Source organism: Brevundimonas sp. GW456-12-10-14-LB3 (assembly GCF_059424365.1).
Genome location: NZ_JBWKZJ010000022.1, coordinates 23,037 through 46,899, shown reverse-complemented (window position 1 = coordinate 46,899; position 23,863 = coordinate 23,037). Strand labels below are relative to the sequence as shown.

Annotated in this window: 23 protein-coding genes; 13 read left to right on the top strand and 10 right to left on the bottom strand. The window is 68.6% G+C overall.

The genetic code is table 11. The features are described 5' to 3' along the window. The 7 genes from infB to AC07XS_RS10325 form a co-directional block, all read left to right on the top strand. Positions 1-2,097 (top strand): translation initiation factor IF-2 (gene infB, locus AC07XS_RS10355; protein WP_182714362.1); only part of this gene is annotated, 2,097 nt, incomplete at its 5' end. Between the two features lie 230 nt (positions 2,098-2,327). Next, entirely contained in the window at positions 2,328-2,744 is a 417-nt protein-coding gene (locus AC07XS_RS10350) for a DUF2141 domain-containing protein (protein WP_321208070.1), read from the top strand. Between the two features lie 41 nt (positions 2,745-2,785). Next, entirely contained in the window at positions 2,786-4,264 is a 1,479-nt protein-coding gene (locus AC07XS_RS10345; protein ID WP_182714361.1) for a carotenoid oxygenase family protein, read from the top strand. Between the two features lie 82 nt (positions 4,265-4,346). Then, positions 4,347-5,498 (top strand): acyltransferase family protein, encoded by a 1,152-nt coding sequence (locus AC07XS_RS10340; protein WP_182714360.1) that lies wholly within the window; start codon positions 4,347-4,349, stop codon positions 5,496-5,498. 48 nt (positions 5,499-5,546) lie between these two features. Beyond that, positions 5,547-6,077 (top strand): CHAP domain-containing protein, encoded by a 531-nt coding sequence (locus tag AC07XS_RS10335; protein WP_054764489.1) that lies wholly within the window; start codon positions 5,547-5,549, stop codon positions 6,075-6,077. 40 nt (positions 6,078-6,117) lie between these two features. Next, positions 6,118-6,915, top strand: a complete 798-nt coding sequence (locus AC07XS_RS10330) for a tryptophan 2,3-dioxygenase (RefSeq protein WP_054764490.1) — start codon at positions 6,118-6,120, stop codon at positions 6,913-6,915. Positions 6,916-7,007: 92 nt separating this feature from the next. Further along, positions 7,008-7,493, top strand: coding sequence for a PA2169 family four-helix-bundle protein (locus tag AC07XS_RS10325; protein WP_182714359.1), 486 nt, complete (start codon positions 7,008-7,010; stop codon positions 7,491-7,493). A 75-nt stretch (positions 7,494-7,568) separates the two neighbouring features. Here AC07XS_RS10325 and rplS read toward each other — a convergent pair whose 3' ends face one another. Both rplS and trmD read right to left on the bottom strand, forming a co-directional pair. Further along, on the bottom strand, positions 7,569-7,991 hold the full coding sequence (gene rplS, locus AC07XS_RS10320; protein ID WP_054764492.1) for a 50S ribosomal protein L19: 423 nt from the start codon (positions 7,989-7,991) through the stop codon (positions 7,569-7,571). Positions 7,992-8,059: 68 nt separating this feature from the next. After that, a complete protein-coding gene (gene trmD / locus AC07XS_RS10315; RefSeq protein ID WP_182714358.1) occupies positions 8,060-8,779 on the bottom strand; it encodes a tRNA (guanosine(37)-N1)-methyltransferase TrmD in 720 nt (239 codons plus the stop codon). A 112-nt stretch (positions 8,780-8,891) separates the two neighbouring features. Between trmD and AC07XS_RS10310 the strand changes: the two genes are divergently transcribed. Beyond that, positions 8,892-9,029, top strand: coding sequence for an entericidin A/B family lipoprotein (locus AC07XS_RS10310; RefSeq protein ID WP_054764494.1), 138 nt, complete (start codon positions 8,892-8,894; stop codon positions 9,027-9,029). 45 nt (positions 9,030-9,074) lie between these two features. Here the strand turns inward: AC07XS_RS10310 and AC07XS_RS10305 are convergent, their stop codons facing one another. The 7 genes from AC07XS_RS10305 to trxA all read right to left on the bottom strand — a co-directional run bounded on the left by AC07XS_RS10305 (position 9,075) and on the right by trxA (position 17,020). Then, positions 9,075-10,829 (bottom strand): AmpG family muropeptide MFS transporter, encoded by a 1,755-nt coding sequence (locus AC07XS_RS10305; protein WP_182714357.1) that lies wholly within the window; start codon positions 10,827-10,829, stop codon positions 9,075-9,077. A gap of 39 nt (positions 10,830-10,868) precedes the next feature. Continuing rightward, positions 10,869-12,389 carry a response regulator gene (locus AC07XS_RS10300; protein ID WP_182714356.1) on the bottom strand — a complete coding sequence of 507 codons (1,521 nt, stop codon included), beginning with the start codon at positions 12,387-12,389 and terminating at the stop codon, positions 10,869-10,871. Positions 12,390-12,460: 71 nt separating this feature from the next. Continuing rightward, a complete protein-coding gene (locus AC07XS_RS10295; RefSeq protein WP_182714355.1) occupies positions 12,461-14,065 on the bottom strand; it encodes a YifB family Mg chelatase-like AAA ATPase in 1,605 nt (534 codons plus the stop codon). A gap of 60 nt (positions 14,066-14,125) precedes the next feature. Continuing rightward, the gene (gene gshB / locus AC07XS_RS10290; protein ID WP_182714354.1) at positions 14,126-15,082 is read right to left on the bottom strand and encodes a glutathione synthase; all 957 of its coding nucleotides are present in this window, start codon (positions 15,080-15,082) and stop codon (positions 14,126-14,128) included. Positions 15,083-15,170: 88 nt separating this feature from the next. Then, positions 15,171-15,365, bottom strand: a complete 195-nt coding sequence (locus AC07XS_RS10285; protein WP_054764499.1) for a Trm112 family protein — start codon at positions 15,363-15,365, stop codon at positions 15,171-15,173. 79 nt (positions 15,366-15,444) lie between these two features. Continuing rightward, the gene (locus AC07XS_RS10280; RefSeq protein WP_182714353.1) at positions 15,445-16,101 is read right to left on the bottom strand and encodes an LON peptidase substrate-binding domain-containing protein; all 657 of its coding nucleotides are present in this window, start codon (positions 16,099-16,101) and stop codon (positions 15,445-15,447) included. 13 nt (positions 16,102-16,114) lie between these two features. After that, positions 16,115-17,020 (bottom strand): thioredoxin, encoded by a 906-nt coding sequence (gene trxA / locus AC07XS_RS10275; protein WP_182714352.1) that lies wholly within the window; start codon positions 17,018-17,020, stop codon positions 16,115-16,117. Positions 17,021-17,213: 193 nt separating this feature from the next. On the opposite strand from trxA, the gene AC07XS_RS10270 reads away from it, so the two are divergent. Then, positions 17,214-18,683, top strand: coding sequence for an amidohydrolase (locus AC07XS_RS10270; RefSeq protein ID WP_182714351.1), 1,470 nt, complete (start codon positions 17,214-17,216; stop codon positions 18,681-18,683). Continuing rightward, positions 18,683-20,023 carry an amidohydrolase family protein gene (locus AC07XS_RS10265; protein WP_182714350.1) on the top strand — a complete coding sequence of 447 codons (1,341 nt, stop codon included), beginning with the start codon at positions 18,683-18,685 and terminating at the stop codon, positions 20,021-20,023. Before AC07XS_RS10270 ends, AC07XS_RS10265 begins: the two co-directional genes overlap by 1 nt. A gap of 62 nt (positions 20,024-20,085) precedes the next feature. Here AC07XS_RS10265 and AC07XS_RS10260 read toward each other — a convergent pair whose 3' ends face one another. Then, positions 20,086-21,495, bottom strand: coding sequence for a coniferyl aldehyde dehydrogenase (locus AC07XS_RS10260; protein WP_182714349.1), 1,410 nt, complete (start codon positions 21,493-21,495; stop codon positions 20,086-20,088). Between the two features lie 104 nt (positions 21,496-21,599). On the opposite strand from AC07XS_RS10260, the gene AC07XS_RS10255 reads away from it, so the two are divergent. Genes AC07XS_RS10255 through arfB form a run of 3 tightly spaced genes read left to right on the top strand, consistent with a single transcriptional unit; the run spans position 21,600 to position 23,862 of the window. Next, a complete protein-coding gene (locus AC07XS_RS10255) occupies positions 21,600-22,958 on the top strand; it encodes a PAS domain S-box protein (RefSeq protein ID WP_182714348.1) in 1,359 nt (452 codons plus the stop codon). A 44-nt stretch (positions 22,959-23,002) separates the two neighbouring features. Then, complete coding sequence (locus tag AC07XS_RS10250; protein ID WP_152949325.1) at positions 23,003-23,461, top strand: YaiI/YqxD family protein; 459 nt, start codon at positions 23,003-23,005, stop codon at positions 23,459-23,461. After that, positions 23,458-23,862 carry an alternative ribosome rescue aminoacyl-tRNA hydrolase ArfB gene (arfB, locus tag AC07XS_RS10245; RefSeq protein WP_054764507.1) on the top strand — a complete coding sequence of 135 codons (405 nt, stop codon included), beginning with the start codon at positions 23,458-23,460 and terminating at the stop codon, positions 23,860-23,862. Before AC07XS_RS10250 ends, arfB begins: the two co-directional genes overlap by 4 nt. Position 23,863: the final 1 nt, after the last annotated feature.

The following is a 23,863-nucleotide window of genomic DNA, read 5'->3' as shown; positions in this document are numbered from 1 at the left end:
CGCCCCGGCGGCCCGCGCACCGGCCCCGGCGGCCGAGCGGCTCCGAACGCCCCGCCCGCCACCCCTGAAGTGGCCCGTCCCAGCCGCGCGCCCGGCGCCGGCTTCGGCCGCCCCGTCGCGCGCGACGACGACCGCGACAAGCGTTTCTCCGACGCCGGCAAGGCGGTCAGCCGCACCCGCGGCGAGCCCAAGCGCCGCGAAGGCCGGATGACCATCCAGTCCGTGGTCGGCGACGGCGACGCCGCCGAGCGGATGCGCTCCCTGGCCTCGGTCCGCCGCGCCCGCGAACGCGAGAAGGAAAAGCGCAAGGGCGGCTCGACCGATACGCCGAACCGTCCGCGCGAAGTGGTCATTCCCGACGTCATCACCGTGCAGGAGCTGTCCAACCGGATGGCCGTGCGGGGCGTCGACATCATCAAGTTCCTGATGAAGCAGGGCATGATGATGAAGATCAACGACGTGATCGATTCCGACACCGCCGAACTGGTGGCCGAGGAATTCGGCATGGCCGTCAAGCGTGTGTCCGAATCCGACGTGGAAACCGGCTTCCTGGGCGAGGCGGACGACGCCGATGCCTCCGAAGTCCGCGCCCCGGTCGTGGCCATCATGGGCCACGTCGACCACGGCAAGACCTCGCTGCTGGACGCGCTGCGCACCACCGATGTGGCGGGCGGCGAAGCCGGCGGCATCACTCAGCATATCGGCGCCTATCAGGTGCGTCTGGAAGACGGCCAGAAGGTCACCTTCCTGGACACGCCCGGCCACGCCGCCTTTTCGGCCATGCGGGCGCGCGGCGCCAATGTGACCGATATCGTGGTTCTGGTCGTGGCCGCCGACGACGGCGTCATGCCCCAGACGATCGAGGCGATCCAGCACGCTAAGGCGGCCGAGGCGCCGCTGATCGTCGCCGTCAACAAGATGGACAAGCCCGGCGCCACCTCGCAGAAGGTCGTCAACGAACTGCTGCAGTACGAAGTGATCGCCGAGAGCCTGGGCGGCGACACCCAGATCATCGAGGTCTCCGCCAAGGAGCGGATGAACCTGGACGGCCTCTTGGAAGCCATCCTGGTCCAGGCCGAGGTCATGGACCTGCGCGCCAACCCCGACCGATCGGCCGAGGGCGTGGTCATCGAGGCCAAGCTGGACAAGGGCCGCGGCCCCGTCGGCACCGTCCTGGTCAAGCGCGGCACGCTGAAGCGCGGCGACATCGTCGTGGCCGGCGGCGCCTGGGGCAAGGTTCGCGCCCTGCTGAACGAGCGCAACGAACAGCTGACCGACGCCGGCCCCTCCGTCCCGGTCGAGATCCTGGGTCTGGACGAGGCGCCGTCGCCGGGCGACGTCTTCGCCGTGGTGGATTCCGAAGCCCGCGCCCGCGAGCTGACCGAATATCGCCAGCGGGTGAAGCGCGAAAAGGCCCAGGTTTCGGGCGGCTCGGTCTCGCTGGTCGACATGATGGCCAAGCTCGGCTCCAAGAAGATCAACGAGCTGCCGGTGGTCATCAAGGCCGACGTCCAGGGTTCGGGCGAAGCCATCGCCGCCTCGCTGGAGAAGATGGGCAACGACGAGGTCCGCGCCCGCATCGTCTATTCCGGCGCAGGCGGCATCACCGAGAGCGACGTCAACCTGGCCAAGTCGGCCGGCGCGCCGATCCTCGGCTTCAACGTCCGGGCCTCGAAACAGGCGCGCGATCTGGCCGAGCGCGAAGGGGTCGAGATCCGCTACTATTCGATCATCTACGACCTCTTGGACGACATGAAGGGCGTGCTCTCGGGCATGCTGGCGCCGCTGCAACGCGAAACCTTCCTGGGCAACGCCCAGGTGCTTCAGGTCTTCGACATCTCCAAGGTCGGCAAGATCGCCGGCTGCCGCGTCACCGAAGGCGTCGTGCGCAAGGGCGCCCGCGTCCGCATCATCCGCGAAGACGTGGTGGTGCTGGAGCTGGGCGTGCTCAACACGCTCAAACGCTTCAAGGACGAGGTCAACGAGGTGCCCTCGGGCCAGGAGTGCGGCATGCAGTTCCAGGGCTTCCAGGACATCAAGGAAGGCGACTACATCGAGTGCTTCACGGTCGAAGAGATCAAGCGCACCCTGGACTAGGTCCGGCGTTCGAAAGCACCCAGAGAGACAGGCCCGGAACCCAGGTTCCGGGCCTTTTCTTTGTGCGGCGGATCCGACATGGGCGTTCACGCTTCGCCGGCGGCGGCGCACGGTCACTGGCGAAAACGGACTGTCCAGCGCCGCAAGTCCGCTGGCGGCGGCTGCGGACGGGCGGCACGGTCCGGTCATCGAGAGCCGGCCGTCGGTTCTCACCCAACAGGATCGCCGCCGTGAAGTTCTCCGCCCTCATCCTTTCCGCCGCCGTCGCCGCTCTCGCCGCCGCGCCCGCCTTCGCCGCCGACCTGACCGTCGTCTTTCCGGACGCGGCCGCAGAAGGCCGGATCATGGTCGCCGTCTTCGACAGCGCCGAGGCCTATCAGGCGGGCCGACCGGCCAAGGCGGCCCAGCTGGACGCCGCAGCAGGCGAGACCCGCATCACCTTCGACGACCTGCCCGACGGCGACTATGCGGTGCGCGCCTTCCACGATCTGAACGCCGACGGGCGGATGAACACCAATCCCTTCGGCATGCCGACCGAGCCCTTCGCCTTCTCCAACAATGCGGTCGGCAATATGGGCCCGGCCTCCTGGGACCGCGCCCGCTTCCCGGCGGCCGGGTCGGTCGAACAGACGATCACCCTGAAGTAGATCCCGCCGCCGCCCTCCGTCTCAAATTCAGGAGCCTGATCATGATCCACTCCCGCCGCGCCTTTCTGATGGGCGCCGCCGTCCTGTCCGCCGCCGTGGCCACGCCCGAAATGACGCGCGCGGCCGCCGCCTTGAACGCCGTCGCCGAACTGAAGGCCGACTGGGCCCTGGCGACGCGCGATGTCGAGGCCGACGCGCCCCGTCACGCCCTGCGCCTGATTCATGGCCGGGCGCCGGCGGGTCTGGAGGGCGTGCTTTATCGCAATGGGCCGGGGCGCTTCCGCCGCCCGGGCGGATCGGCGACCCACTGGTTCGACGGGGACGGACTGATGCGGGCCTTCCGGATTCAGGACGGTCAGGCCACGCTGGAGGCCCGTTTCGCCGATACGCCCAAACGTCGCACCGAGACGGAGCTGGACGCCGTGGTCACTCCCGGCTTCGGCACGCGCGGCGACGCCCGCGCGCGCGTCGGCTCCAATGACGACGCCAACGCCGCCAATACGGGGGTCATGCCGGCGGGCGATCGGATCTGGGCCCTGTGGGAGGGCGGGTCGCCCCTGGCCATGGACGCCGCCGACCTGTCCACCCAGGCGTTCGTCACCCTGCGGAGCGATCTGAAGGGCATGCCCTTCCAGGCCCACCCGCGTCGGGGACCGGACGGCTCGATCTGGAACGTCGGCGCGGCAGGCGATCGGGCGGTGATCTGGCGGCTAAATCCCGACGGGGGACTGAATCAGGCGGAGGTCCTGCGTCTGCCGCGCGCCAGCTATATGCACGATTTCACGGCGACGGACCGGCATCTGATCCTGGTGATGCAGCCCTGGCTGTTCGAGACCCAGGCGACGCCGATCATCAACGGCCTGGTCTGGCGGCCTGAGGCGGGAACCCAGGTCATGGTGCTGGACAAGGACGATCTGAGCCGGCGGAGGATCTATGAACTGCCCGGCTTCTTCCACTTCCACCTGGGCGACGCCTGGGCGGAGGCGGACGGGACCATTCGCTTCGACGTCGCCGCCGGCGAGGATCCGCGCTTCGCCGTCGATGGGGCGAGGGTGCTGGTGGAGGGGCAGGGCACAGTTCCAGGGGATCCGGCGACCCTGGCCTTGATCACCCTTCGACCTGACGGGCGGGCCGAAATGACGCGCTCCAACGCCGTCGGGGAGTTTCCGCAGAGCGATCCGCGTCGTCGGGGGCTTAAGCGACGCCTGACCGTCCATACGGGCGGAGAAACGCGCGGCCGGCCTCTGCCCACCGGCCTGGCCTTGCAGGACTGGGAGACGGGTCGATCCGAGGGCTTCACCTTCGGCCGCCATCAGGTCGTCGAAGAGGTGCTGTTCGCGCCCAAGCCCGGCGCGACGGCCGAGCGGGACGCCTGGCTGATCGGCCCCTCCATCAATCTGGACGCCGGTCGCACCGAACTGCATGTGTTCGACGCCGCCCGGATCGAGGACGGGCCGGTCGTCAGCTGGGCTGCGGACTTCGCTCTGCCCGCCGGCTTCCACGGGGCCTGGGTCGGTTAGTGCCCCGGCCGGGCCAAAAGGCGGCAGGCGCCGTTCTTGCGGCCTTCATGGTTCGCAAAGCCTGACGTGCCAAGGTGAGACCATGACCCCCGTTCAAACGCCGGCCGATCTTCGCCCCTTGACCGCCCTGCGGTTCGCCGCGGCCCTGTGGGTCGCCGTCTACACCTTCTGGCCCAATCTGGCCGGGGCGCCGCAGACGACCGTGGTCGCCAAAGGCTATCTGGGCGTCGAACTGTTCTTCGTCCTGTCCGGCTTCATTCTGAGCCACGTCTATCTTCAGGCGGCGGGCGAGAAGCGGTTTTCCTATCGCGGCTTCCTGTGGGCGCGGATCGCCAGGGTCTATCCGCTGCATCTCGCCACCCTGATCGGGGTCGGAGGGCTGGCGGCGGCGGCTCTGATCGCGGGAATGAGCGTGGACGCCAACGTCCTGTCCTGGTCGTCGCTTCCCGCCAATCTGCTGATGCTCCACGCCTGGGGCTTGGCGCCGGTGGCCGGTTGGAACCATCCGTCCTGGTCGATCTCGGCGGAATGGTTCGCCTATCTGTGCTTTCCCCTGTTCGCCTTCGTCTTCTGGCGTCTGCGCGACAAGCCGGTCGCGGCCGTGGTTGGGGCGGCGGCCTTTCTGACGGTGCTGTATTTCGTCTTCGAGCAGGCGGCGGGTTTTCCTCTGACGGAGGCCACCATCCGCTGGGGGGCGCTTCGGATCGTGCCCTGTTTCGCCCTCGGGTGCGCCCTCTACCTGGTCTATCGCAAGGTGGGGCAGCGGCTGTCCGCTCTCCTGGCGGGCGGGGCGGCGGCGATCGCCTTCGTCTTGATGATGGTCAGCGCGGCCCTGGGGCTGTGGGATGGGATCACCGTCCTGTGCGCCGGCGCTCTGATCCTCGCCCTGGCTGTCCTTCCCAATGCAAGCGCCGGCTGGCTGGCCTCGCGCCCGGCCGTCTATCTGGGTGAGATCAGCTATTCGGTCTATATGGTCTGCGTGCCGTGGAATCTGCTGGCCGTCGGCCTGGCGGCGAAGCTGACGGGCGCCGCTGACAAGCAACTTCAAATTTTCGTGTGGCTGGCGATTCTGGCCCTTTTGCCCGTCGTGGCGGCGGTCTCCTATCACCTGGTCGAACGCCCGGCGCGACAGGCTTTGAGGGGGTTGGCCGAGCGGCCGAAATCCGTGTCAAGCGCTACAGAAGACCGTCCGTCGCCTGACGGCGGTATGTCGAAAACGGTTGTCGAATCCTGAGAGCCTGTGTTCTAAAAACACCATCGGCAGTCGGGATACGGCCTCAGCATGACAAAACGGCTCAAAGCCGCCGCGGTTGCGGCGACCCTCGGTTTTTTTGCACTGGGCGCAGTTCCCTCCAATGCAAAGGCTGACGAGCCGTACTGGCAGTGCGTGACCTTCGCCCGCATGTTCTCGGGCATCAACATCTTCGGCGACGCCTGGACCTGGTGGCGTCAGGCCGCCGAGAAGTTCCGCACGGGCAAGGCGCCCGAGACCGGTTCGGTCCTGGTCTTCCGCCCGGAAGGCCGGATGAGCCGCGGCCATGTCGCCGTCGTTTCCGACATTCTGACCGACCGGGTGGTGCGCGTGACCCACGCCAACTGGGGCGGCAGCCGCGGCAAGGTCGAGGAAAACGTCACCGTCGTGGACGTCTCGCCCGCCAACGACTGGTCCCAGGTCAAGGTCTGGTACAATCCGATCAACGGCCTGGGCACGACCGTCTATCCGACCTACGGCTTCATCTATAAGGGCGCGCGCGACGCCTTCGACGCCGGCCGCCAGATGGCCGCCAATGTGTCGGGCCAGGGTCAGCAATAGGCGGACTTGCGCCTTTCCCGGCCGCGGGCGATAGCGGCGCATGACCCAATCCCGCGACATGACCTACGCCGGCTATCTGGCGTTGGACGATCTGCTTTCGACCCAGCATCCGCTGTCGGATCAGCACGACGAAATGCTCTTCGTCGTCATCCACCAGACCAAGGAGTTGTGGCTGAAGCAGATGCTGCACGAAGTGGCCCTGGCCCAGACCCTGGTGCGGGCCGGCGACCTGGTCCCCGCCTATAAGAGCCTGGCGCGGGTCAGCCGCATCCAGGCGGTGATGACCCAGAGCTGGGACATTCTGGCGACCATGACCCCGGCCGACTATCTGCGGTTCCGGGGCGTGCTGGGCGCGTCCTCCGGTTTCCAGAGCGACCAGTTCCGTCGCTTCGAGGCCATGCTGGGGCTGAAGGACCCCGCCTTCCTGAAGTTCCATGTGGACCGACCCCAGGCCCATGCGGCGCTGGAGGCGGCGATCGCGTCGCCCAGTCTGTATGACGACGCCCTGGCCCAGTTGGCCAAGGCCGGCCTGCCGGTGCCGCAGGCCGTGCTGAACCGCGACGTGACCCAGCCCTATGAACCGTCCGAGGCGGTAGAGGCGGCTTGGCTCGAGGTCTATCGGGACACGGAGCGCTGGTGGGCCCTGTATCAGCTGGCCGAGAAGCTGGTCGACCTGGACGACGCCCTGCTGACCTGGCGACATAAGCACGTCGTCACGGTCGAGCGCATCATCGGCCGGCGCCGTGGGACGGGCGGAACGGAAGGGGCGGCCTATCTGGCCACGACCCTGACCAAGCGGTGCTTTCCTGAGCTGTGGTCGCTGCGGACCGCCCTCTGACGGCCTGTTGATCGGGCGCGGCGCCGCATCCGGCAACCTTCGCCGCGTCCGGCCATTGTCCGCTTGACCGCCTAAGCGGAGGAGCCGACGCAATGAGCAATCCCAACGCCCATGACATCAAGGTCTTGAACGGCCTGATCGAGACCACCCTGGACAGCGCCGACGGCTACGCCCAGGCGGCCGAAGAGACGACCGATCCCCATTTCCGCAGCCTGTTCGAACGCCGCAGCGAGGAGCGCCGCCAGGTGGTCGAGGATCTGTCGGCCGCCGTGTCCGGACTGGGCGGCGACCCCGAGGCTCACGGCTCCATCCTGGCCAAGGCCCACCGCGCCTTTCTGGACGTCAAACACGCCCTGTTGAGGAATGACGACAGCGTGGTGGGGTCGATCAACAGCGGCGAGGGGTTCATCGCCGCAAAGTTCGACAAGGCTCTGGATGACACGGCCATCTCGGCCACCACCCGTGAAACCATTCGTCGCGCCTACGCCTCCATCAAGACGGGCCATGATCAGATGGAGGGGCTGAAACACAGTCTGGAAGGCCAAAGGGATGCGTCCAACCCGCTGTTTCCGCAGTAGGAGGCGCGCCGGACGAACAAAAAAGGCCCCGGCGTCGCCGCCGGGGCCCTTATCGTTTTGCGAACGCGCCTGGGATCAGGCTTCGTCGCCCTTGTCGGCGGCGCCGGTCTCCGGGACCACCACGCCCTTGGCGGGACGAACCGTCTGACGCTCGGCGATCCGGGCCGACTTGCCGCGACGGTCACGCAGATAATAGAGCTTGGCGCGACGCACGACGCCGCGGCGCTTCACCTCGATCGACTCGACGTTCGGCGACAGAATGGGGAATTTACGTTCGACGCCTTCGCCGAACGAGATCTTGCGGACGGTGAAGGTCTCGTTCACGCCGCCGCCGTCGCGGGCGATGCAGACGCCTTCGAAGGCCTGGACGCGCTCGCGCTCGCCTTCCTTGATCTTCACATTGACGCGCAGGGTGTCGCCCGGCTGGAAGTCCGGGATCTTGCGGTCGCCCAGGACGCGGGCTTTTTCTTCAGCTTCCAGCTGTTGAACGATGTTCATGTCATTTCTCCTCGAGCTTGGCGCTCTTTACCTGTCATTTGGCGGGCGGGGCCCGCTGGTCCGCAAGGTCAAGCCTTGCGGGGGTGAGCGAGATGCGCCTGCCAGAGGTCCGGCCGTCGCTCCCGCGTGGTCTGCTCCCGCTGCGCCTGACGCCATTCGGCGACCTTCTTATGGTCGCCCGACAGCAGCACCTCGGGAATCTCAAGCCCCTCGAACGTCCGCGGTCGCGTGTACTGCGGATGCTCCAGAAGCCCGTCCTCGAAACTTTCGGACGACAGGCTGTCGCCTGAACCGAGCACTCCGGGGATCAGTCTTACGCACGCCTCGATCACGACCATGGCCGCCGCCTCGCCGCCGGCGAGGACCGCGTCTCCGACCGAGACCTCCTCGAACCCCCGGGCGTCCAGCACCCGTTGATCCACCCCCTCGAAACGGCCGCACAGCACGACGATCCCGTCCGCTGTCGCCCATTCCTTGACGCGCGCCTGGGTCAGGGGCCGACCCCGGGCGCTCATGTACAAAAGCGGCCGTTTTGGCCCCGGCAGGCTATCGACCGCCCTGGCCACCACGTCCGCCTTAAGCACGGCTCCCGGGCCGCCGCCCGCAGGGGTGTCGTCCAGGAAGCCGCGCGTATCTGTGGAAAAGGCGCGGATGTCAACCGTATCCAGGCTCCACAGCCCCTTCTCTCGCCAGGCCGTGCCGATCAGCGACACCCCGAGCGGGCCCGGAAAGGCTTCGGGGAACATGGTCAGGACGGTGGCCAGAAAAGGGGGGGCGGTGAAGGACATGGCGGCCCTTTAGCCCCGAACGACGGCGAAAATCCATTGTTTGCGACAGGGATGCGCAACCAAGGCCAAGCTTGGGCGTTCGTGCGGAGCTTGACCATAAACGAGGTTCGCCATGCGCAAGATCATCACCCTGTCGCTCGTCGCCGCCGCCCTGGCCGTCTCGGCCTGCAACACTATCGCGGGCGTCGGCCGCGACGTCTCAGCCGCCGGATCGGCCGTCAGCTCGGGCGCGGAACGGGCGAAACACTGATCGGATGATCCGCAAGGCCCGTCCGTACCGGCGGGCCTTCGCATTTCAGGACGGCTGGCCCTCGGTCGCCGCCACGGCGGGATCCAGGTCTTCGGCCGTCTGACGGGCCTGAAGCGCGGTCTGTTTTCCGGCCACGACGAAGGCCAGGACGATGCCGAACAGGCCGATGACGAAGGAATAGAGGAAGAAGGCCACATAGCCGGCGCCCAGGGCCGCAGGCGTCACGCCGCTGGCCGCCGCGCCGGTGGTCAACACGCCCTCCTGTAGATTGGCGAACAGGCCGCGCAGGCCCGCGAAGGGGCCGTTCCCTTCCGCCGCCCGGGCCGAGGCCTCCACGATCCGGCCCGATTGCGAGGCGATCAGCTTGCCCGGCAGGGCGTACAGCGAGGTGAAGAGGGCGTATTGGGTGGCCGTAAAGCCGATCGAGGTCAGGCTGGACATATAGGCGATCAGGGCCGTCCCCGCGTAGCCGCCAGAGACGTTGTCGACGCCGATGGCCACCGTCAGGGCCGACAGACTGTGCCCCTGGGTCGCCAGCCAGGCGAAGACCAGGTTGGAGACCGGGCTCATGAAGGCGCCGATGACCATGGTGCGGATCAGGCCCAGCCTCGCCACCGACCAGCCGCCGATGAAGACGCCGAGCGTCGTCATGACCACGCCGAACACCTTGCGCACCTCGGCCAGCTCGGTCTTGGTGAAGCCCAGGTCGATATAGAAGGGCGGCATGATGTTCAGCACGAAGTCGGCCAGGCGATAGACGCAGATCAGGGCCAGGATCAGGGTCGCGACGCCGGCGAACCGCTTGTAGAAGTCGGCCACCGGCTGGCCGAAGGATCCGGCCAGATAGGCGCCGGGGCGGGTCTTCAGTCCCGGCAGAGGCCAGCAGGCCAGAACCATGACGCCCAGGCCCAGGAAGACCGAGACGAACTGCAGATAGACGCCTTCGGGCTTGGCCGACAACGCCGCCTTCACCGCAGCCTGGCCCTCCGCCCCCAGGCCGAAGAGACCGAACAGGGCGTTCAGCGGCGCGGACTGGCCTGTCAGGCCCGAGCCGAGGAACATGGCGGCGACGCCGATGATCGCCAGACGGGCGACCCACTCCAGCACCTCCAGCCTAGGCCGCGACGGCACGTCGCCGACGGGGATGGGGCGGATCGAATGGGCCTTTTCGCGGGGCGCGAACAGGACGCCGGCGATGCCGAGACCCATCAGGGCGGCCATGACGGCGTAGGACAGGTTCCAGTTGTAGAGATCGGCCAGGACCAGGGGCACGGCGCCCGCGACGATCATGGCGACGCGGTATCCCATCTGGTAGGCGGCGGCCATGGCGCCGTGGCGGCTGTCGTCGGCCGCCTCGATCCGCCAGGCGTCGATGACGATGTCCTGGGTGGCGCCGAAGAATCCGACCAGGGCGGCGAAACCGGCGACGGCGATCAGGGCGTCGGCCGGGTTCAGCGTGGAGATCGACCACAGGCCGAAGACGATCACGCCCTGGGTGACCAGCATCCAGGCGCGACGGTGACCCAGGAGGGGCGTCAGAAAAGGGACGGCGGTCCGGTCGATCAGGGGCGCCCAGACGAACTTCAGCGAATAGGACAGGGTCGCCAGGGCGAAGAAGCCGATCACCTCCAGCGTCAGGCCGCTTTCCCGCAGCCAGGCTGTCAGGGTGTCGAAGATCAGCAGATTGGGCAGACCGGCCGAAAAACCCAGAAGCAGCATGATGAAGACGCGCCGCTCGCCATAGACGGCCAGGCCGCCGAAACGGCTTGCGGGTTTGGCGGGTGTGGTCTGGTCGGTCATGCACGGCTCCGGCGGCGGCCGGAGACGGACGCCGTTAACTCAGCCGACCTTGGCGCGGATGTCGCGCTTCGTCCAGCGGGCCAGGGCGGCGCGCAGCCCCTCGGCGTCCAGCGGCTTGACCAGATGGTCGTCCATCCCGGCCTCCAGGCACAGGCGGCGGTCCTCGGCGAAGGCGTTGGCGGTCAGGGCCAGTATGGGGGTGGCGTCGCCTGTGGCGCGGATGGCGCGGGCGGCGGCGGGGCCGTCCATGCCCGGCATCCGCATGTCCATCAAGACCAGATCATAGCGGGCGCGTGCCAGGGCGGCGACGGCCTCCTGACCGCGGGCGGCGGTTTCGACGATGCAGCCCTCGCGCTGCAACAGGGTGCGGGCCAGCAGGGCGCCGACCGGATTGTCCTCGGCCAGCAGGACCCGCGTCCCGGCGAAGCGGGCAGGGACGACCCGGTCGTCCTCAGCCGCCGGAGAGGCGGCGCCGGCCTCGCGCATGGGATCGTCCTGGGCCGCGACGGCCAGCACCCGTTCGGCGAGGGAGGCGCGGCGCAGAGGCTTGATCAGATAGCCGTGGAAGCCCTGGGCGCGGTAGCGCGCGATCAGATCGCGCTCGGACGGTTTCAGCAGGATCACGCCCCGGCCGTCCGATGGCGGAAGCGCCAAGTCGCCGGACAAGGCGCCGACGTGATCGACCAGAACGACCGGCGCCGATGCGGCGAACCGCCCACCGGACGCCTCGATCTGGGCGACGGCGGCGGCCTGGACGAAGGGGTTGGGCGAGCGGACGGCGACGGTCAGGCCCGCCAGAGGCTGGTCTCGCGTGCCGGGAACGACATCGAAGGCGGCCTCGAAACAGAAGCGGGCGCCGCCGCCCGGGCGGTCTGCGACCTGGACAGACCCGCCCATGGCCCGCGCCAGTTTTCGGACGACGGCAAGCCCCAGGCCCGCCCCGTCGTGTCGCACGGCGTCGGAAACGTCGGCGTGGCCGAACTCTTCGAAGATGCGCGTGCGGGCTTCGTGCGGCACGCCGGGGCCCGTGTCATCGACGATGAAGGCCAGGTGCGCCGCCCCGCCGGCGCCGTTTCGCCGTTCGACCGCGATGTAGACGCCGCCGGTCTCGGTGAACTTGACCGCATTGCCGGCCAGGTTGAACAGAACCTGCTTCAGCCGGCCCTCGTCGGCCCTGATGTCGGGGACGTCGGCGCCGACGGACCAGACGATCTCCAGCCCCTTGTCATGGGCGCGCGGACTCAGCAGTTCGGCGACGCTGCGGACCAGGGGCTCCACATCGACCGGCGCCAGGTCGAACTCCAGCGCCCCGGCCTCAAGCCGCGCATAGTCCAGAAGGTCGTTGACCAGTCCCAAAAGATGTTCGGCCGACTGGCGGGCGTTCTCGGCATAGGCGCGCTGGGCGCCGTCCAACCGGGTCCGCTGCAACAGATGGATCATGCCCAGCACCCCGTTCAGGGGGGTGCGCATCTCGTGACTCATCAGGCGCAGGAACTGCTGGGCCGGATCGGCCGTCGCCGCCGAGCCTTCGGTCCGTTTCGTCGCCGCCCGCCGCGCCATGGTCTGTTCCGTCTCCGCGAGGGACGACCTCTAAGCCGAACGGAGTTAAGGACGCTTCAAGAGGCCCTGGATCAATCATGGATGAAGGCCGCCCGACCGGCGGCCTCGGCCAGGCTGGAGCGGGCGGCGACGCGGCGGTCGAAATCGGCCTCGGCGCCGACCGTGTTGCGGCGATAGATCAGGGCCTCGGCGATATGGCGTCGCAAGACCCCGTCGCAGCCGTCCAGGTCGGCGATGGTGCGGGCCAGCCTCAGGGTGCGGGTCCAGCCCCGCGCCGTCAGACCCCCGGCCTCGCCCGCCCGCATCAGCAGCATCCGCCCCGCCTCGTCCGGCGTGGCGAACCGGTCCAGCGCCTCGCCGGAGGCCCGGGCGTTCAGCCCCTGGGCGGGATCCAGGCCTGCGGCCCGCACCCGGTCTTCCTGCAGGGCGCGGGCAGCGGCGACGCGCGCCCTGGCCTCGGCCGTGCCTTCTGAAGGGGGCGGCAGGATCATGTCGGCGGCGGTGACGGGCGGCGTCTCGACCGTCAGGTCGATTCGGTCGAACATCGGACCGGACACCCGGTTCTGATAGTCCCGCTGGCATCGGGGCGCCTTGCCGCAGGCGCCGCGCCCGGCCCCGCCCATGCCGCAACGACAGGGGTTCATCGCCGCCACCAGCTGGAACCGGGCTGGATAGCGGATATGGGCGTTGGCGCGGGCCACGACGATCTCGCCCGTCTCCAGGGGCGCCCGCAGCGAGTCCAGGGCCTGGGCGCTGTATTCGGGCAGTTCATCCAGGAAGAGGACGCCGTTATGGGCCAGCGACGCCTCGCCCGGCTTGGCCCGCAGACCCCCGCCGGTCAGGGCCGCCATCGAGGCTGAATGGTGCGGGCTGCGGAAGGGACGGTCCCTTGTCAGGGCGCCCCGCTCGATCAGGCCGGCGACCGACCAGACCATGGAGGTCTCCAGCAGCTCCTGCGAGGTCAAGGGCGGCAACAGGCCGGGCAGGCGCTGGGCCATCATCGACTTGCCCGATCCGGGCGGGCCGATGAACAGCAGATTGTGGCCGCCCGCCGCCGCGATCTCCAGCGCCCGCTTGGCGCCTTCCTGCCCCTTGACCTCGCGCAGGTCGGGCACGGCCTTGCCGCCGGCCAGGGGGCCCGGTTCCGGCGCGCGCAGAACCTGGGTTCCTTTGAAATGATTGATCAGGGCGATCAGGGACCGCGGCGCCAGAATACGCGCCCCGCCGGCCCAGGCGGCTTCCGACCCCGTGGCTTCCGGGCAGATCAGACCCAGGCCCAGGGCGTCGGCGGCCACGGCGGCGGGCAGGGCGCCCCCGACCCGGGCGATCTGCCCGTCCAGCCCCAATTCGCCGATGGCGGCCCAGCCGTCCAGGGCGTCCGGCCCGATCACCCCCATGGCCGCCATCAAGGCCAGGGCGATGGGCAGGTCGAAATGGCTGCCCTCCTTGGGCAGGTCGGCGGGGGCCAGATTGGCGATGATCCGCCGTGAGGGCAGGGCCAGACCGATTCCGGCGAAGGCGCCGCGCACCCGCTCGCGGCTTTCAGCCACCGCCTTGTCCGGCAGGCCGACGATGTTGAACACCGTTTGCTGATCCTGGCCGACCAGCTGGACCTCCACGTCCACACGCCGCGCCTCGACCCCGTCAAAGGCGACCGTAACGACTCGCGCGACCATGGCTCCGCCCCCCTTAGAACGAGGAACGAACCATGAACTGAACTCTAATTCAAGTGGCGATCACGCAACCCGAGCGGATCGCCTAGCCTCTATGACCTCCCACATCCGCGCCGCGGCGTCGATGCCGGTGAAGGTCTTCAGCTGCTGGGCCCCGGTGGGGGAGGTGACGTTGATCTCGGTCAGCCAGTCGCCGATCACGTCTATGCCGACGAAAATCAGGCCGCGTTCCTTCAGGGTCGGACCAATGGCGGCGCAGATTTCGAGATCGCGCGGCGTCAGCTCGACCGGCGCGGCCGTGCCTCCGACCCGCAGGTTGGACCGGACCTGGTCCTTGGCCGGAATTCGGTTGATGGCGCCCACCGGCTCGCCGTCCACCAGCAGAATCCGCTTGTCGCCCTTGGAAACGGCGGGAATGAATTTCTGGATCACCAGAGGATCGCGCGATCCCATGGCGTGGATTTCGATCAGGGCGTCCAGATTGGGATCATCCGCCTTCAGCCGCACCACGCCCGAGCCTGCGGCCCCATGCAGGGGTTTCAGCACCACCTCGCCGTGACGCCGGTGGAAGTCGCCCAGCTGGACGGGGTCGGAACTGATCAGGGTCGGCGGGGTCAGGTCGGGGAAGCGTGTCACGAGCAGCTTCTCCGGCGCCGAACGCACCTCGGCCGGATCGTTGACCACCAGGGTCGAAGGGTGGATCGTTTCCAGAAGATAGGTGGCCGTCACATAGGCCATGTCGAACGGCGGGTCCTGACGCATCAGAACCACGTCGACGTCCTGTCCCAGATCCAGCCGAACGGGGTCGCCGAAATCGACATGATCGCCGGCCTTGCGACGAACGGCGACCGGACGGGCGCGGCAGTAGAGCCGACCCTCCTCAAGGGCCAGGGTGCGGAAATCATAGACCCACAGCCGGTGCCCCCGCGCCTGGGCCGTTTCGGCCATCAGAAAGGTGGTGTCGGTCTCAATATTGACGGCCTCGATCGGGTCCATCTGGATAGCGACTTTGAGGGTCATGGTGTCTGGGGCCTATCGCGCCTTGCGCTGCTTGGGCCCGATCGGCGCGAGGCGCCCGAGCCGAGGGTTCGTCTTCGTCTGTTGCGGTTCAGTCCAGCGGCCTGGCTTCTTCGGCCAGCATGATCGGCACGCCTTCCCGGATCGGATAGGCCAGTTTCGCGCCCGGCGAGATCAGTTCGCCGGCCTCGCGGTCATAGGTTAGGCGGCCCCGCGTCACCGGACAGACCAGCACCTCGAGCAGGCGAGGGTCGACGGAAACCGGCGTCTGGAAGGCGTCGCTCATGAGGGCTCCTGTCGTCTGCGAAAACCAGGTCGGAAAGGCTGTTTAGGGTCACGGCGCGCTTTGCGCCATATGGGCGGGCCTATTGGATCGACGAGGCGGAGTCGTCGCCCCCGTCGGCGGCGTCGATCCGCAACAGGGCGGTCAGGGCCTCGGCGCGCGACATCAGGCTCATCGACTCCAGCAAGGCCTGTTTTTCGGCGGGTTCGAACGGCAGGGCCATGGCCAGGCTGTTGACCAGGGCCTCCATAGGCGCGGTCTCGGCGGTGTCCCAGTCGATGTCCAGGGCGCGGTGGGCCATGTAATCCCGCAAGGCGTCCAGAAAGGCGTGGCGGTCGAAATCCGGCTCCTCAGGCGGGGGCGCCAGATCGTCCTCATAGGCGTCGAACGCCGCCCGCACCTGTCGATACGGCGTCTTGGTCGGCAGTTCGGCCGCGACGCGGAATCGCGACACCCCGGTCAGGGTGATCAGATAGCGCCCGTCCGACGTCTCGGCGAAGCCGGTGATCCGTCCGGCGCAGCCGACCGAAGACAGGCCGGGCAGGGCCGGCGTCCCGCCCTTGGGCTGAATCAGGCCGATGATCCGGTCGCCCGCCATGGCGTCGTCCACCATGTTCAGATAGCGCGGCTCGAAGATGTTCAGCGGCAGCTGTCCGCGCGGCAACAGGATGGCGCCGCCCAGCGGAAACACCGGAATGACCTGGGGCAGGTCCAAAGCGCGCACATAGCCCTGGGGCATGGAGGTGTCCGCCCTAGGAGAAGAGGATGGAGGACAGGCGGCGGCGCCCGTCCTTGGAGACGTCCGACCCCAGGCCGGCCGCCTCGAAGATGACCAGAAGCTGTTTGCGCGCGGCCTGATCGTTCCATTCGCGATCGGCCTGGACGATGGACAGAAGATTGTCGATCGCCCCCTTGAAGTCGCCGGCCGCGCTCTGGGCTTCGGCCAGGTCGAAGCGCGCCTGATGATCGTTCGGATCGGCCGCGACCTTGGCTTCCAGCTCGGCCGATGCGCCGGCGGGCGCCTTGGCCGCCAGGGCCAGCTGGGCCCGCACGCTCTGAACCGCCGGTTCCTTGGACTCGGCCGGCGCCATGGCGATGGTCTGGGCCGCCTGTTCGACGTCGCCGCCCGCCATGTAGACGCGCGCCAGGCCGGCGATGGCCTTTTCGTTCTCCGGCTCGATCGACAGGACGTGGGCGAAGGCCTGGGCCGCCCCGCCGAAGTCGTTCAGGCCCAGCGATTCTTCGCCCAGCTCCAGCAGCTGGGCCGTCTCGGCGGAGCCGCCCTGGCCGCCGGTCAGCTTGTCGATGAAGGCCTTGATCTGGCTTTCGGGAATGGCGCCCTGGAAGCCGTCCACCGGCTGGCCGTTGACGAAGGCGTAGACGGTCGGGATCGACTGCACGCGCAGCTGGCCCGCATAGGCCGGGTTGGCGTCGACGTCGATCTTGACCATCTTGACCGCCCCCTTGGCGGCGCGCACCGCCTTCTCAAGCGCCGGGCCCAGGGTCCGGCAGGGGCCGCACCAGGTGGCCCAGAAGTCGACGATCACCGGCTGGGTCTTCGACGCCTCGATCACGTCCTTCATGAAGGAGGCGTCCGTGCCTTCCTTGATCAGGTCGCCGGATGGGCGCGGGTCCAGGGTCGGGTCGGCGAAGGTCATGGGGAAGTCCGTGTATCGAAGAGCCTTAGAACCCCAGATGGTCGCCTAACCGGCCCAGCACAACTCCCCAAGCCGTGCGAGCATGGCGCGATCGAGAAAGAACGTCGAAATCTTTTGACGGCCGGGCGGCGAGCCCCTTCTATGACAGCTGCAAGACACGCCGGGGCTGGCGTGTCGTCGGGAGAGGGATCTGATGATCAGACATCATCTGCGGGGCGTCGGCCTCGCGGCCTTGGCGTGCGCCTTGGGCCTGTCGGCCTGCGCCACGACGGAGCCGGACCAGGGCGGGACCGCCCCGGCCAAGGACAGGAGCCTGGCGGCCGGGCTGGACCCGGCGACGAGGTCGGACCCCTATCCTTCGACCTATCAACCGTTGCCGCGCGAGAATTTCGCCGTGGTCGGGGCTACGGTCCTGACCGGGACGGACCGCAAGATCGAAAACGGCGTGGTCGTGGTCACTGATGGCAAGATCGCCGCCGTCGGCGACGCCTCGACCCCCGTCCCTGCGGGCTATCGGCTGATCGAGGCGCGCGGCCGCTATGTCACGCCGGGGATCATCGACGTCCACAGCCACCTGGGCGTCTATCCGTCCCCCGGGGTCCAGGGCATGAGCGACGGCAATGAGGCGACCAGCCCGAACACCGCCCAGGTCTGGGCCGAACATTCGCTTTGGCCCCAGGATCCGGGCTTCAACACCGCCCGCGCCGGCGGGGTGACCACGCTCCACATCCTGCCCGGCTCGGCCAATCTGTTCGGCGGCCGGGGCGTCACCATCCGCAATACGCCCTCCATCACCATGCAGGGCATGAAGTTTCCGCAAGCCCCCTATACGCTCAAGATGGCTTGCGGCGAGAACCCGTCGCGGGTCTATGGCGGCCGCAACCAGAGCCCGGCGACCGGCATGGGCAATATGGCCGGCTACCGCGCCGCCTTCATCGCCGCGCGCGAATACAAGGCCAAGTGGGACAAGTGGCAGGCGGATCACGAGGGTTCGCCCCCGACCCGTAACCTGCAGAACGAGACCCTGGCCGGTGTGCTGGACGGCTCGATCCTGATCCAGAACCACTGCTACCGCGCCGACGAAATGGCGCTGATGATGGATATGGCCAAGGAGTTCGGCTACCGCATCACCACCTTCCACCACGCCACCGAGGCCTATAAGCTGGCCCCGCAACTGGCCCAGAACGGCATCTGCGCCGCCATGTGGACCGGCTGGTGGGGCTTCAAGATGGAGGCGCTCGACGCCATCGAGGAGAACGCCGCCCTGGTGGACGCGCCCGAAGGCTCCTGCGCCGTCATCCATTCCGACGACGCCGAACTGACTCAACGGTTGAACCAGGAGGCCGCCGCCGCCCTGTCGGCCGGTCGCCGCGCCGGCCTGAACATCTCGGAAGAACACGCCATCAGCTGGATCACCTCCAACGCCGCCAAGGCCATCGGCGTCGCCGACCAGACCGGCTCGCTGGAGCCCGGCAAGCGCGCCGACGTGGTGATCTGGAGCGCCGATCCCTTCTCGATCTACGCCCGCGCGGATCAGGTCTTCATCGACGGCGCCCTGACCTTCGACCGGACGAACCCCGCCTATCAGCCGACCAGCGATTTCGAGCTGGGCCAGCCCGGCTATGGCCTGACCGCCGCCAACGTCGCCGAAGGAGCCCGCTGATGCGTCTGCCTCACATCCTTGCGGCCGCAGTGGCCGCCCTGTCTGTCGCCGCGCCTGCAGTCGCCCAGGACACCGTGGCGATCACGGGCGGCCGGGTTCTGACCGGAACCTCCGTCATCGAACGCGGCACGGTGGTGATCCGCGACGGCAAGATCGTCTCGGTCGGAACGGCCGCCGCCCCCGCCGGCGCCCGCGTCATCGACGCGACCGGCAAGACGGTCGCCCCCGGCTTCGTCGCCGTCGATTCCGGCCTGGCCGGGACCGAGGTCGGCGCCGTCGGCGGCACCAACGAGCTGCGCAACGCGTCCAACACCCTCAGCGCCGCCTTCGACATCTCCTACGGCCTGGACCCCTGGTCCTTCACCCTGCCGGTGGCGCGTCTGGGCGGGATCACCCGCGCCGTGGTCGTGCCCCAGCACCCCGGCTCGTCCGGCGGCCATGTGCATGAGGACGAGACGGCCGGCGCCGGCGACGGCGGCTATCAGACGCCGGGCCTGTTCGCCGGCCAGGCGGCGATCATCGACCTGGGTCAGGATGCGAACATCCTGGTCAAGCCGCGCGTGGCCATGGTCGCCCCGTTCGGCGAGGCCGGGGCCGACATCGCCGGCGGCGCGCGCGGCGCCCAGTTCGTCCTGTTCAAGGAGACGATGGCCGAGGTCCGCCTCTACGCCCGCAACAAATCGGCCTATGAGCGGGCGGGCCTGCGCGACCTCAGCCTGTCGCGCGCCGACCTGGAGGCCCTGATCCCGGTCGCCAACGGCTCCATGCCCCTGATCGTCACCGTCCACCGGGCGTCCGACATCCAGCAGGTGCTGCGCCTGGCGCGCGAGGAAGGGATCAAGTTGATCCTGGACGGCGCCGAGGAAGGCTGGCTGGTCGCCGGCGAGATCGCTTCGGCCGGCGTGCCCGTCTTGCTGAACCCCATCTCCAACCTGCCCGCCGACTTCGAGATGCGGGCGGCGCGGATGGAGAATGCGGCGGCCCTGAACGCGGCCGGCGTCGTCATCGCCATCAAGGGCAACGAGGGTTCGACCCACCGCGCCCGCGAGGCCCGCTACAACGCCGGCAACGCCGTCTCGCACGGCCTGCCTTACGGCGCCGCCATCGCCGCCCTGACGGTCAATCCGGCCAAGATCTTCGGCATGGCCGGACAGTTCGGCCAGATCGCGCCGGGCGCCGCCGCCGACGTCGTGGTCTGGTCCGGCGACCCGCTGGAGCCGCTCAGCCAGCCTTCGGCCGTCTTCATCGACGGGGTCGAGCAACCCTTGACCAGCCGGCCCCTGCTGCTGCGCGACCGTTATCGTCAACAGACGCCGATGCCGCCGGCCTATCGCAACTGACGGCCTTTCAGGTCCGAACGGAAAGGGCGGGACCGCAGGGTTCCGCCCTTTTTCGTCTCCGCCTACCGGGCCAGAAACCGCAGGGCCGCGCGCGCCAGCCGGCCCGCCGCCCCGTCCCACGGCGGCCCCAGCCGTTCAAAGGCGTTCACCGGCCCCACGTCATAGACCGCCCGCGCATGGCTGAAGCGTTTGAAGCCCTCAGGCCCGTGATAGGCGCCCAGGCCGCTGGGGCCGACCCCGCCGAACGGCAGGTCGTTCTGGGCGATATGAAGCATGGTCCCGTTCAGGGTCACGCCGCCCGACAGGCCGGAACCCAGGATCCGGTCGCGCGTCCGGGCCTGGTTGGTGAAGCCGTACAGGGCCAGGGGCCGGGGCCGGGCGGCCACGAAGGCCAGGGCTTCATCCAGGCTGTCGTATCCGACCACCGGCAGGACCGGGCCGAAGATCTCCTCCTGCATCAGCAGGCCGTCGCTCGGCGGGTTCAGCACCAGGGTCGGGGCGATCTTGCCGTTGTTCCCGTCGCCCGCATCCGGGTGCTCCAGCACCTCGGCCCCCGCCGCCCGCGCCGCCGCCACCGCCTCGCGCAGCCGGAGCCGGTGACGGTCGCTGATCACCCCGCTGTAGTCGGGGTTGTCCTGAAGGGTCGGATAGGCCCGCCGCGCCTGATCCATCACGGCCTCGGCGAAGGCCCGGACCTGACCGGCCGGGACCAGGGCGTAGTCGGGGGCGATACAGGTCTGGCCCGCGTTCAGGAATTTGCCGAAGGCGATCGACCGCGCCGCCTTGTCCAGCGGATAGTCGGGCGCCACCACGGCCGGCGACTTGCCGCCCAGCTCCAGCGTCACCGGCGTCAGGTTTTCCGCCGCCGCCCGCATCACCTCCCGCCCCACCCGCGTCGAACCGGTGAAGCCCAGATGGTCGAAGGCCAGGCGCGAAAAGGCCTGGGCTGTATCGACGCCGCCGTTGACCACGGTCAGCACCGCCGGATCGAACCGTTCGGCCACGGCGGCTTCCAGCAGGGCGCCGAAGGCGGGCGTCAGCTCGGACGGCTTGATCATCACCCGATTGCCCGCCGCCAGGGCGTCCACCGTCGGCCCGAGCGCCAGCAGCAGGGGATAGTTCCACGGCGCGATCACCCCGACCACGCCCAGGGGCTCATGCCGGATCCAGGCCCGCGACGGCTGGAACATCAGGTCCACCGGACGCCGCTCGTCGCGCATCCACCGCCCCAGACGGGCGCGCGCATGGTCCAGGCTGCGGATCAGGGGCGTGACCTCCAGCAGCCCCGTCTCCATCGCCGACCGCGCCCCGAAATCCGCATCTATGGCCCGCGCAAAGGCCTCGCGCCGCTCCAGCACCAGGGCCTTCAGCGTCTCCAGCCGCCCGCGCCGCTCCTGGGCCGACGCAGCCCCCTCCGCCCGCGAGGCCGCGTGCTGAAGCCCGAACCGGTCCGAGAGCTGATCCTGGGTCATCCTGTTTCGATCCTTGGCACTGATTTTCTCCTTATAATCAAAATCATTGCCAGAGAGAGGCGGCTTATCTAGGTTCGCCGAACCATCGGAGACAGGCGCCGGGCATGACCAGATCCATCGCGGTGACCAGCGAGCGCCTGGGGCGGATCGTTGAGGAGGCCGCGAGCGAGGTCTATGTCTTCGGCGTAGAGGACTTCTATTTTCGACTCGTCAACAAGGGCACCCGGGAAAACCTGGGCTACAACGCGGACGAACTGTCCCGCCTGACGCCCTGGGATCTGAAGCCCCGCATCCGTCGCGACGACTTCCTGGCTCTGATCCGGCCGCTGCTCGCCGGCGAAGTCGATCGGCTCGACTTCGACACCGTTCATCGACGCAAGGACGGGTCCGAATACGACGTCTCCGTCAAGCTCCAGCTGTTCGACGACGGCGACGACCCGGTCTTCTACGCCGCCATCCAGGACACGACCGAATACCGGCGTGTGGAGCAGCAGCTGCGCGACACGGCCCAGCGGCTGGACGTCATCCTCGACAATACCACCATGGCGGTCTTCCTGATGGACGACCGGCAGCACTGCGTCTTCATGAACCGGGCGGCGGAAAAACTGACCGGCTACGCCTTCGAGGAGACCACCGGGCGACCGCTGCACGACGTCATCCACCACACCCGTCCGGACGGATCCCACTTCCCACTGTCCGAATGCGCCATCGACCGCGCCTTCCCCGAGCGGGCCGGCGTCCAGGGGGAGGAGGTGTTCGTGCATAAGGACGGGTCCTTCTATCCGGTCGCCTTCACCGCCAGCCCCATCTATGGCGACGGCGCCCAGGTGGTCGGCACCGTGATCGAGGCGCGCGACATCAGCGAGGAGAAGCGCAACGCCGAGGTTCGCAACCTGTTGATGCACGAGGTGGATCACCGGGCGCGGAATCTTCTGGCCATCGTCCAGTCCCTGGTGAAGCTGACCCGGGCCGATGATCTGGAAGACTACAAGTCGGTCCTGGCCGGCCGAATCGGCGCCCTGGCCCGCGCCCAGACCTCCCTGGCCAGCCGGCGCTGGGAGGGCGGGCGGCTGGAGGACGTGGTCTGGGAAGAACTGGACGCCCTGTGTCCGAAAGAGGCGGTGGAGGTCGAGGGGCCGCCGGTCGATCTGTCCCCCGAACAGGTGCAGCCCCTCAGCATGCTGCTGCATGAGCTGGCGACGAACGCCAGCAAATATGGAGCCTGCAGCCGCAGCGGCGGCCGCATCCGCGTGGACTGGGCGATCAAGGACGGTCAGGCGACCCTGAGATGGCGCGAGGTTGGCGGCCCGCCCGTCAGTGCGCCGACGCGCCAGGGTTTCGGCTCTTCGCTGCAAACCAATATGGCCCGGCAACTGGGCGGCGCCTTGAGCCGAAACTGGGCGAGTGAAGGATTGGAGGTGGAGATCGTCTTCCCTCTGGAGCCCCCGTCGCCGATCGCATGAGGGAGGGTGTGGCGCCCCACCCCCGTCCGCGCTAGGTCAGGCCCATGCCGACCGCCCTCTACATCGACGCCGACGCCTGCCCGGTGAAGGAGGAGGTCTATCGCGTGGCGCGGCGCTATGGGCTGAAGACCTATGTGGTCTCCAACGGCTGGATGCAGGTGCCGCGCGAGGCCCTGATCGAACAGGTGGTGGTGGACGCAGGCCCCGACGTGGCCGACGACTGGATCGCCGAACGGGCGGGTGTGGGCGATGTGGTGATCACGGCCGACATTCCCCTGGCCGACCGCTGCCTGAAGGCCGGGGCCCAGGCGCTGAAATCGAACGGCCAGGCCTTCACCCCGGACTCCATCGGCTCGGCCCTGGCCGGGCGGATGGTGGGCGAGCATCTGCGGTCGATGGGGGTGGCCACCTCCGGCCCGCCGCCCTTCTCGGCCGCCGACCGGTCGCGCTTCCTCCAGGCCCTGGACCAGGCCGTGGTCAAGGCGCGCAAGGCCGCTCCATGAGCACCGTCATTCCCGAGGAGGAGCTGGAGTTCCGCTTCTATCGCGCCGGCGGCCCCGGCGGGCAGAACGTCAACAAGGTCTCGACCGCCGTCCAGATGCGGTTCGACGTGAAGAACTCCTCCAGCCTGACCGAACCGGTCAAGGCGCGGCTGATGAAGCTGGCCGGCAGTCGGCTGACGCTCGACGGGGTGATCCTGATCAACGCCGTCCGTTTCCGCACCCAGGAGCGCAACCGCGCCGATGCGATCCAACGGCTGCAGGCCCTGGTGGACGAGGCCTCGATCAAGCCGGTCTTCCGCGTCCCGACCCGGCCCACCAGGGCGTCGAAGGAGCGCCGGCTGAAGGCCAAGACCAGCCGCGCCTCGATCAAGTCGGGGCGGGGCCGACCGTCGCTCGACTAGG

Coding starts and splice junctions, on each gene's coding strand:
- gshB (WP_182714354.1), bottom strand. CDS start 15,082: ATGACCCTCAAAGTCGCTATCCAGATGGACCCGATCGAGGCCGTCAAT.
- AC07XS_RS10260 (WP_182714349.1), bottom strand. CDS start 21,495: ATGACCCAGGATCAGCTCTCGGACCGGTTCGGGCTTCAGCACGCGGCC.
- AC07XS_RS10295 (WP_182714355.1), bottom strand. CDS start 14,065: ATGGTCGCGCGAGTCGTTACGGTCGCCTTTGACGGGGTCGAGGCGCGG.
- arfB (WP_054764507.1), top strand. CDS start 23,458: ATGAGCACCGTCATTCCCGAGGAGGAGCTGGAGTTCCGCTTCTATCGC.
- AC07XS_RS10255 (WP_182714348.1), top strand. CDS start 21,600: ATGACCAGATCCATCGCGGTGACCAGCGAGCGCCTGGGGCGGATCGTT.
- AC07XS_RS10310 (WP_054764494.1), top strand. CDS start 8,892: ATGCGCAAGATCATCACCCTGTCGCTCGTCGCCGCCGCCCTGGCCGTC.
- trxA (WP_182714352.1), bottom strand. CDS start 17,020: ATGACCTTCGCCGACCCGACCCTGGACCCGCGCCCATCCGGCGACCTG.
- AC07XS_RS10300 (WP_182714356.1), bottom strand. CDS start 12,389: ATGGCGCGGCGGGCGGCGACGAAACGGACCGAAGGCTCGGCGGCGACG.
- trmD (WP_182714358.1), bottom strand. CDS start 8,779: ATGTCCTTCACCGCCCCCCCTTTTCTGGCCACCGTCCTGACCATGTTC.
- AC07XS_RS10340 (WP_182714360.1), top strand. CDS start 4,347: ATGACCCCCGTTCAAACGCCGGCCGATCTTCGCCCCTTGACCGCCCTG.
- AC07XS_RS10280 (WP_182714353.1), bottom strand. CDS start 16,101: ATGCCCCAGGGCTATGTGCGCGCTTTGGACCTGCCCCAGGTCATTCCG.
- AC07XS_RS10330 (WP_054764490.1), top strand. CDS start 6,118: ATGACCCAATCCCGCGACATGACCTACGCCGGCTATCTGGCGTTGGAC.
- AC07XS_RS10325 (WP_182714359.1), top strand. CDS start 7,008: ATGAGCAATCCCAACGCCCATGACATCAAGGTCTTGAACGGCCTGATC.
- AC07XS_RS10305 (WP_182714357.1), bottom strand. CDS start 10,829: ATGACCGACCAGACCACACCCGCCAAACCCGCAAGCCGTTTCGGCGGC.
- AC07XS_RS10335 (WP_054764489.1), top strand. CDS start 5,547: ATGACAAAACGGCTCAAAGCCGCCGCGGTTGCGGCGACCCTCGGTTTT.
- AC07XS_RS10265 (WP_182714350.1), top strand. CDS start 18,683: ATGCGTCTGCCTCACATCCTTGCGGCCGCAGTGGCCGCCCTGTCTGTC.
- AC07XS_RS10345 (WP_182714361.1), top strand. CDS start 2,786: ATGATCCACTCCCGCCGCGCCTTTCTGATGGGCGCCGCCGTCCTGTCC.
- AC07XS_RS10250 (WP_152949325.1), top strand. CDS start 23,003: ATGCCGACCGCCCTCTACATCGACGCCGACGCCTGCCCGGTGAAGGAG.
- rplS (WP_054764492.1), bottom strand. CDS start 7,991: ATGAACATCGTTCAACAGCTGGAAGCTGAAGAAAAAGCCCGCGTCCTG.
- AC07XS_RS10285 (WP_054764499.1), bottom strand. CDS start 15,365: ATGAGCGACGCCTTCCAGACGCCGGTTTCCGTCGACCCTCGCCTGCTC.
- AC07XS_RS10270 (WP_182714351.1), top strand. CDS start 17,214: ATGATCAGACATCATCTGCGGGGCGTCGGCCTCGCGGCCTTGGCGTGC.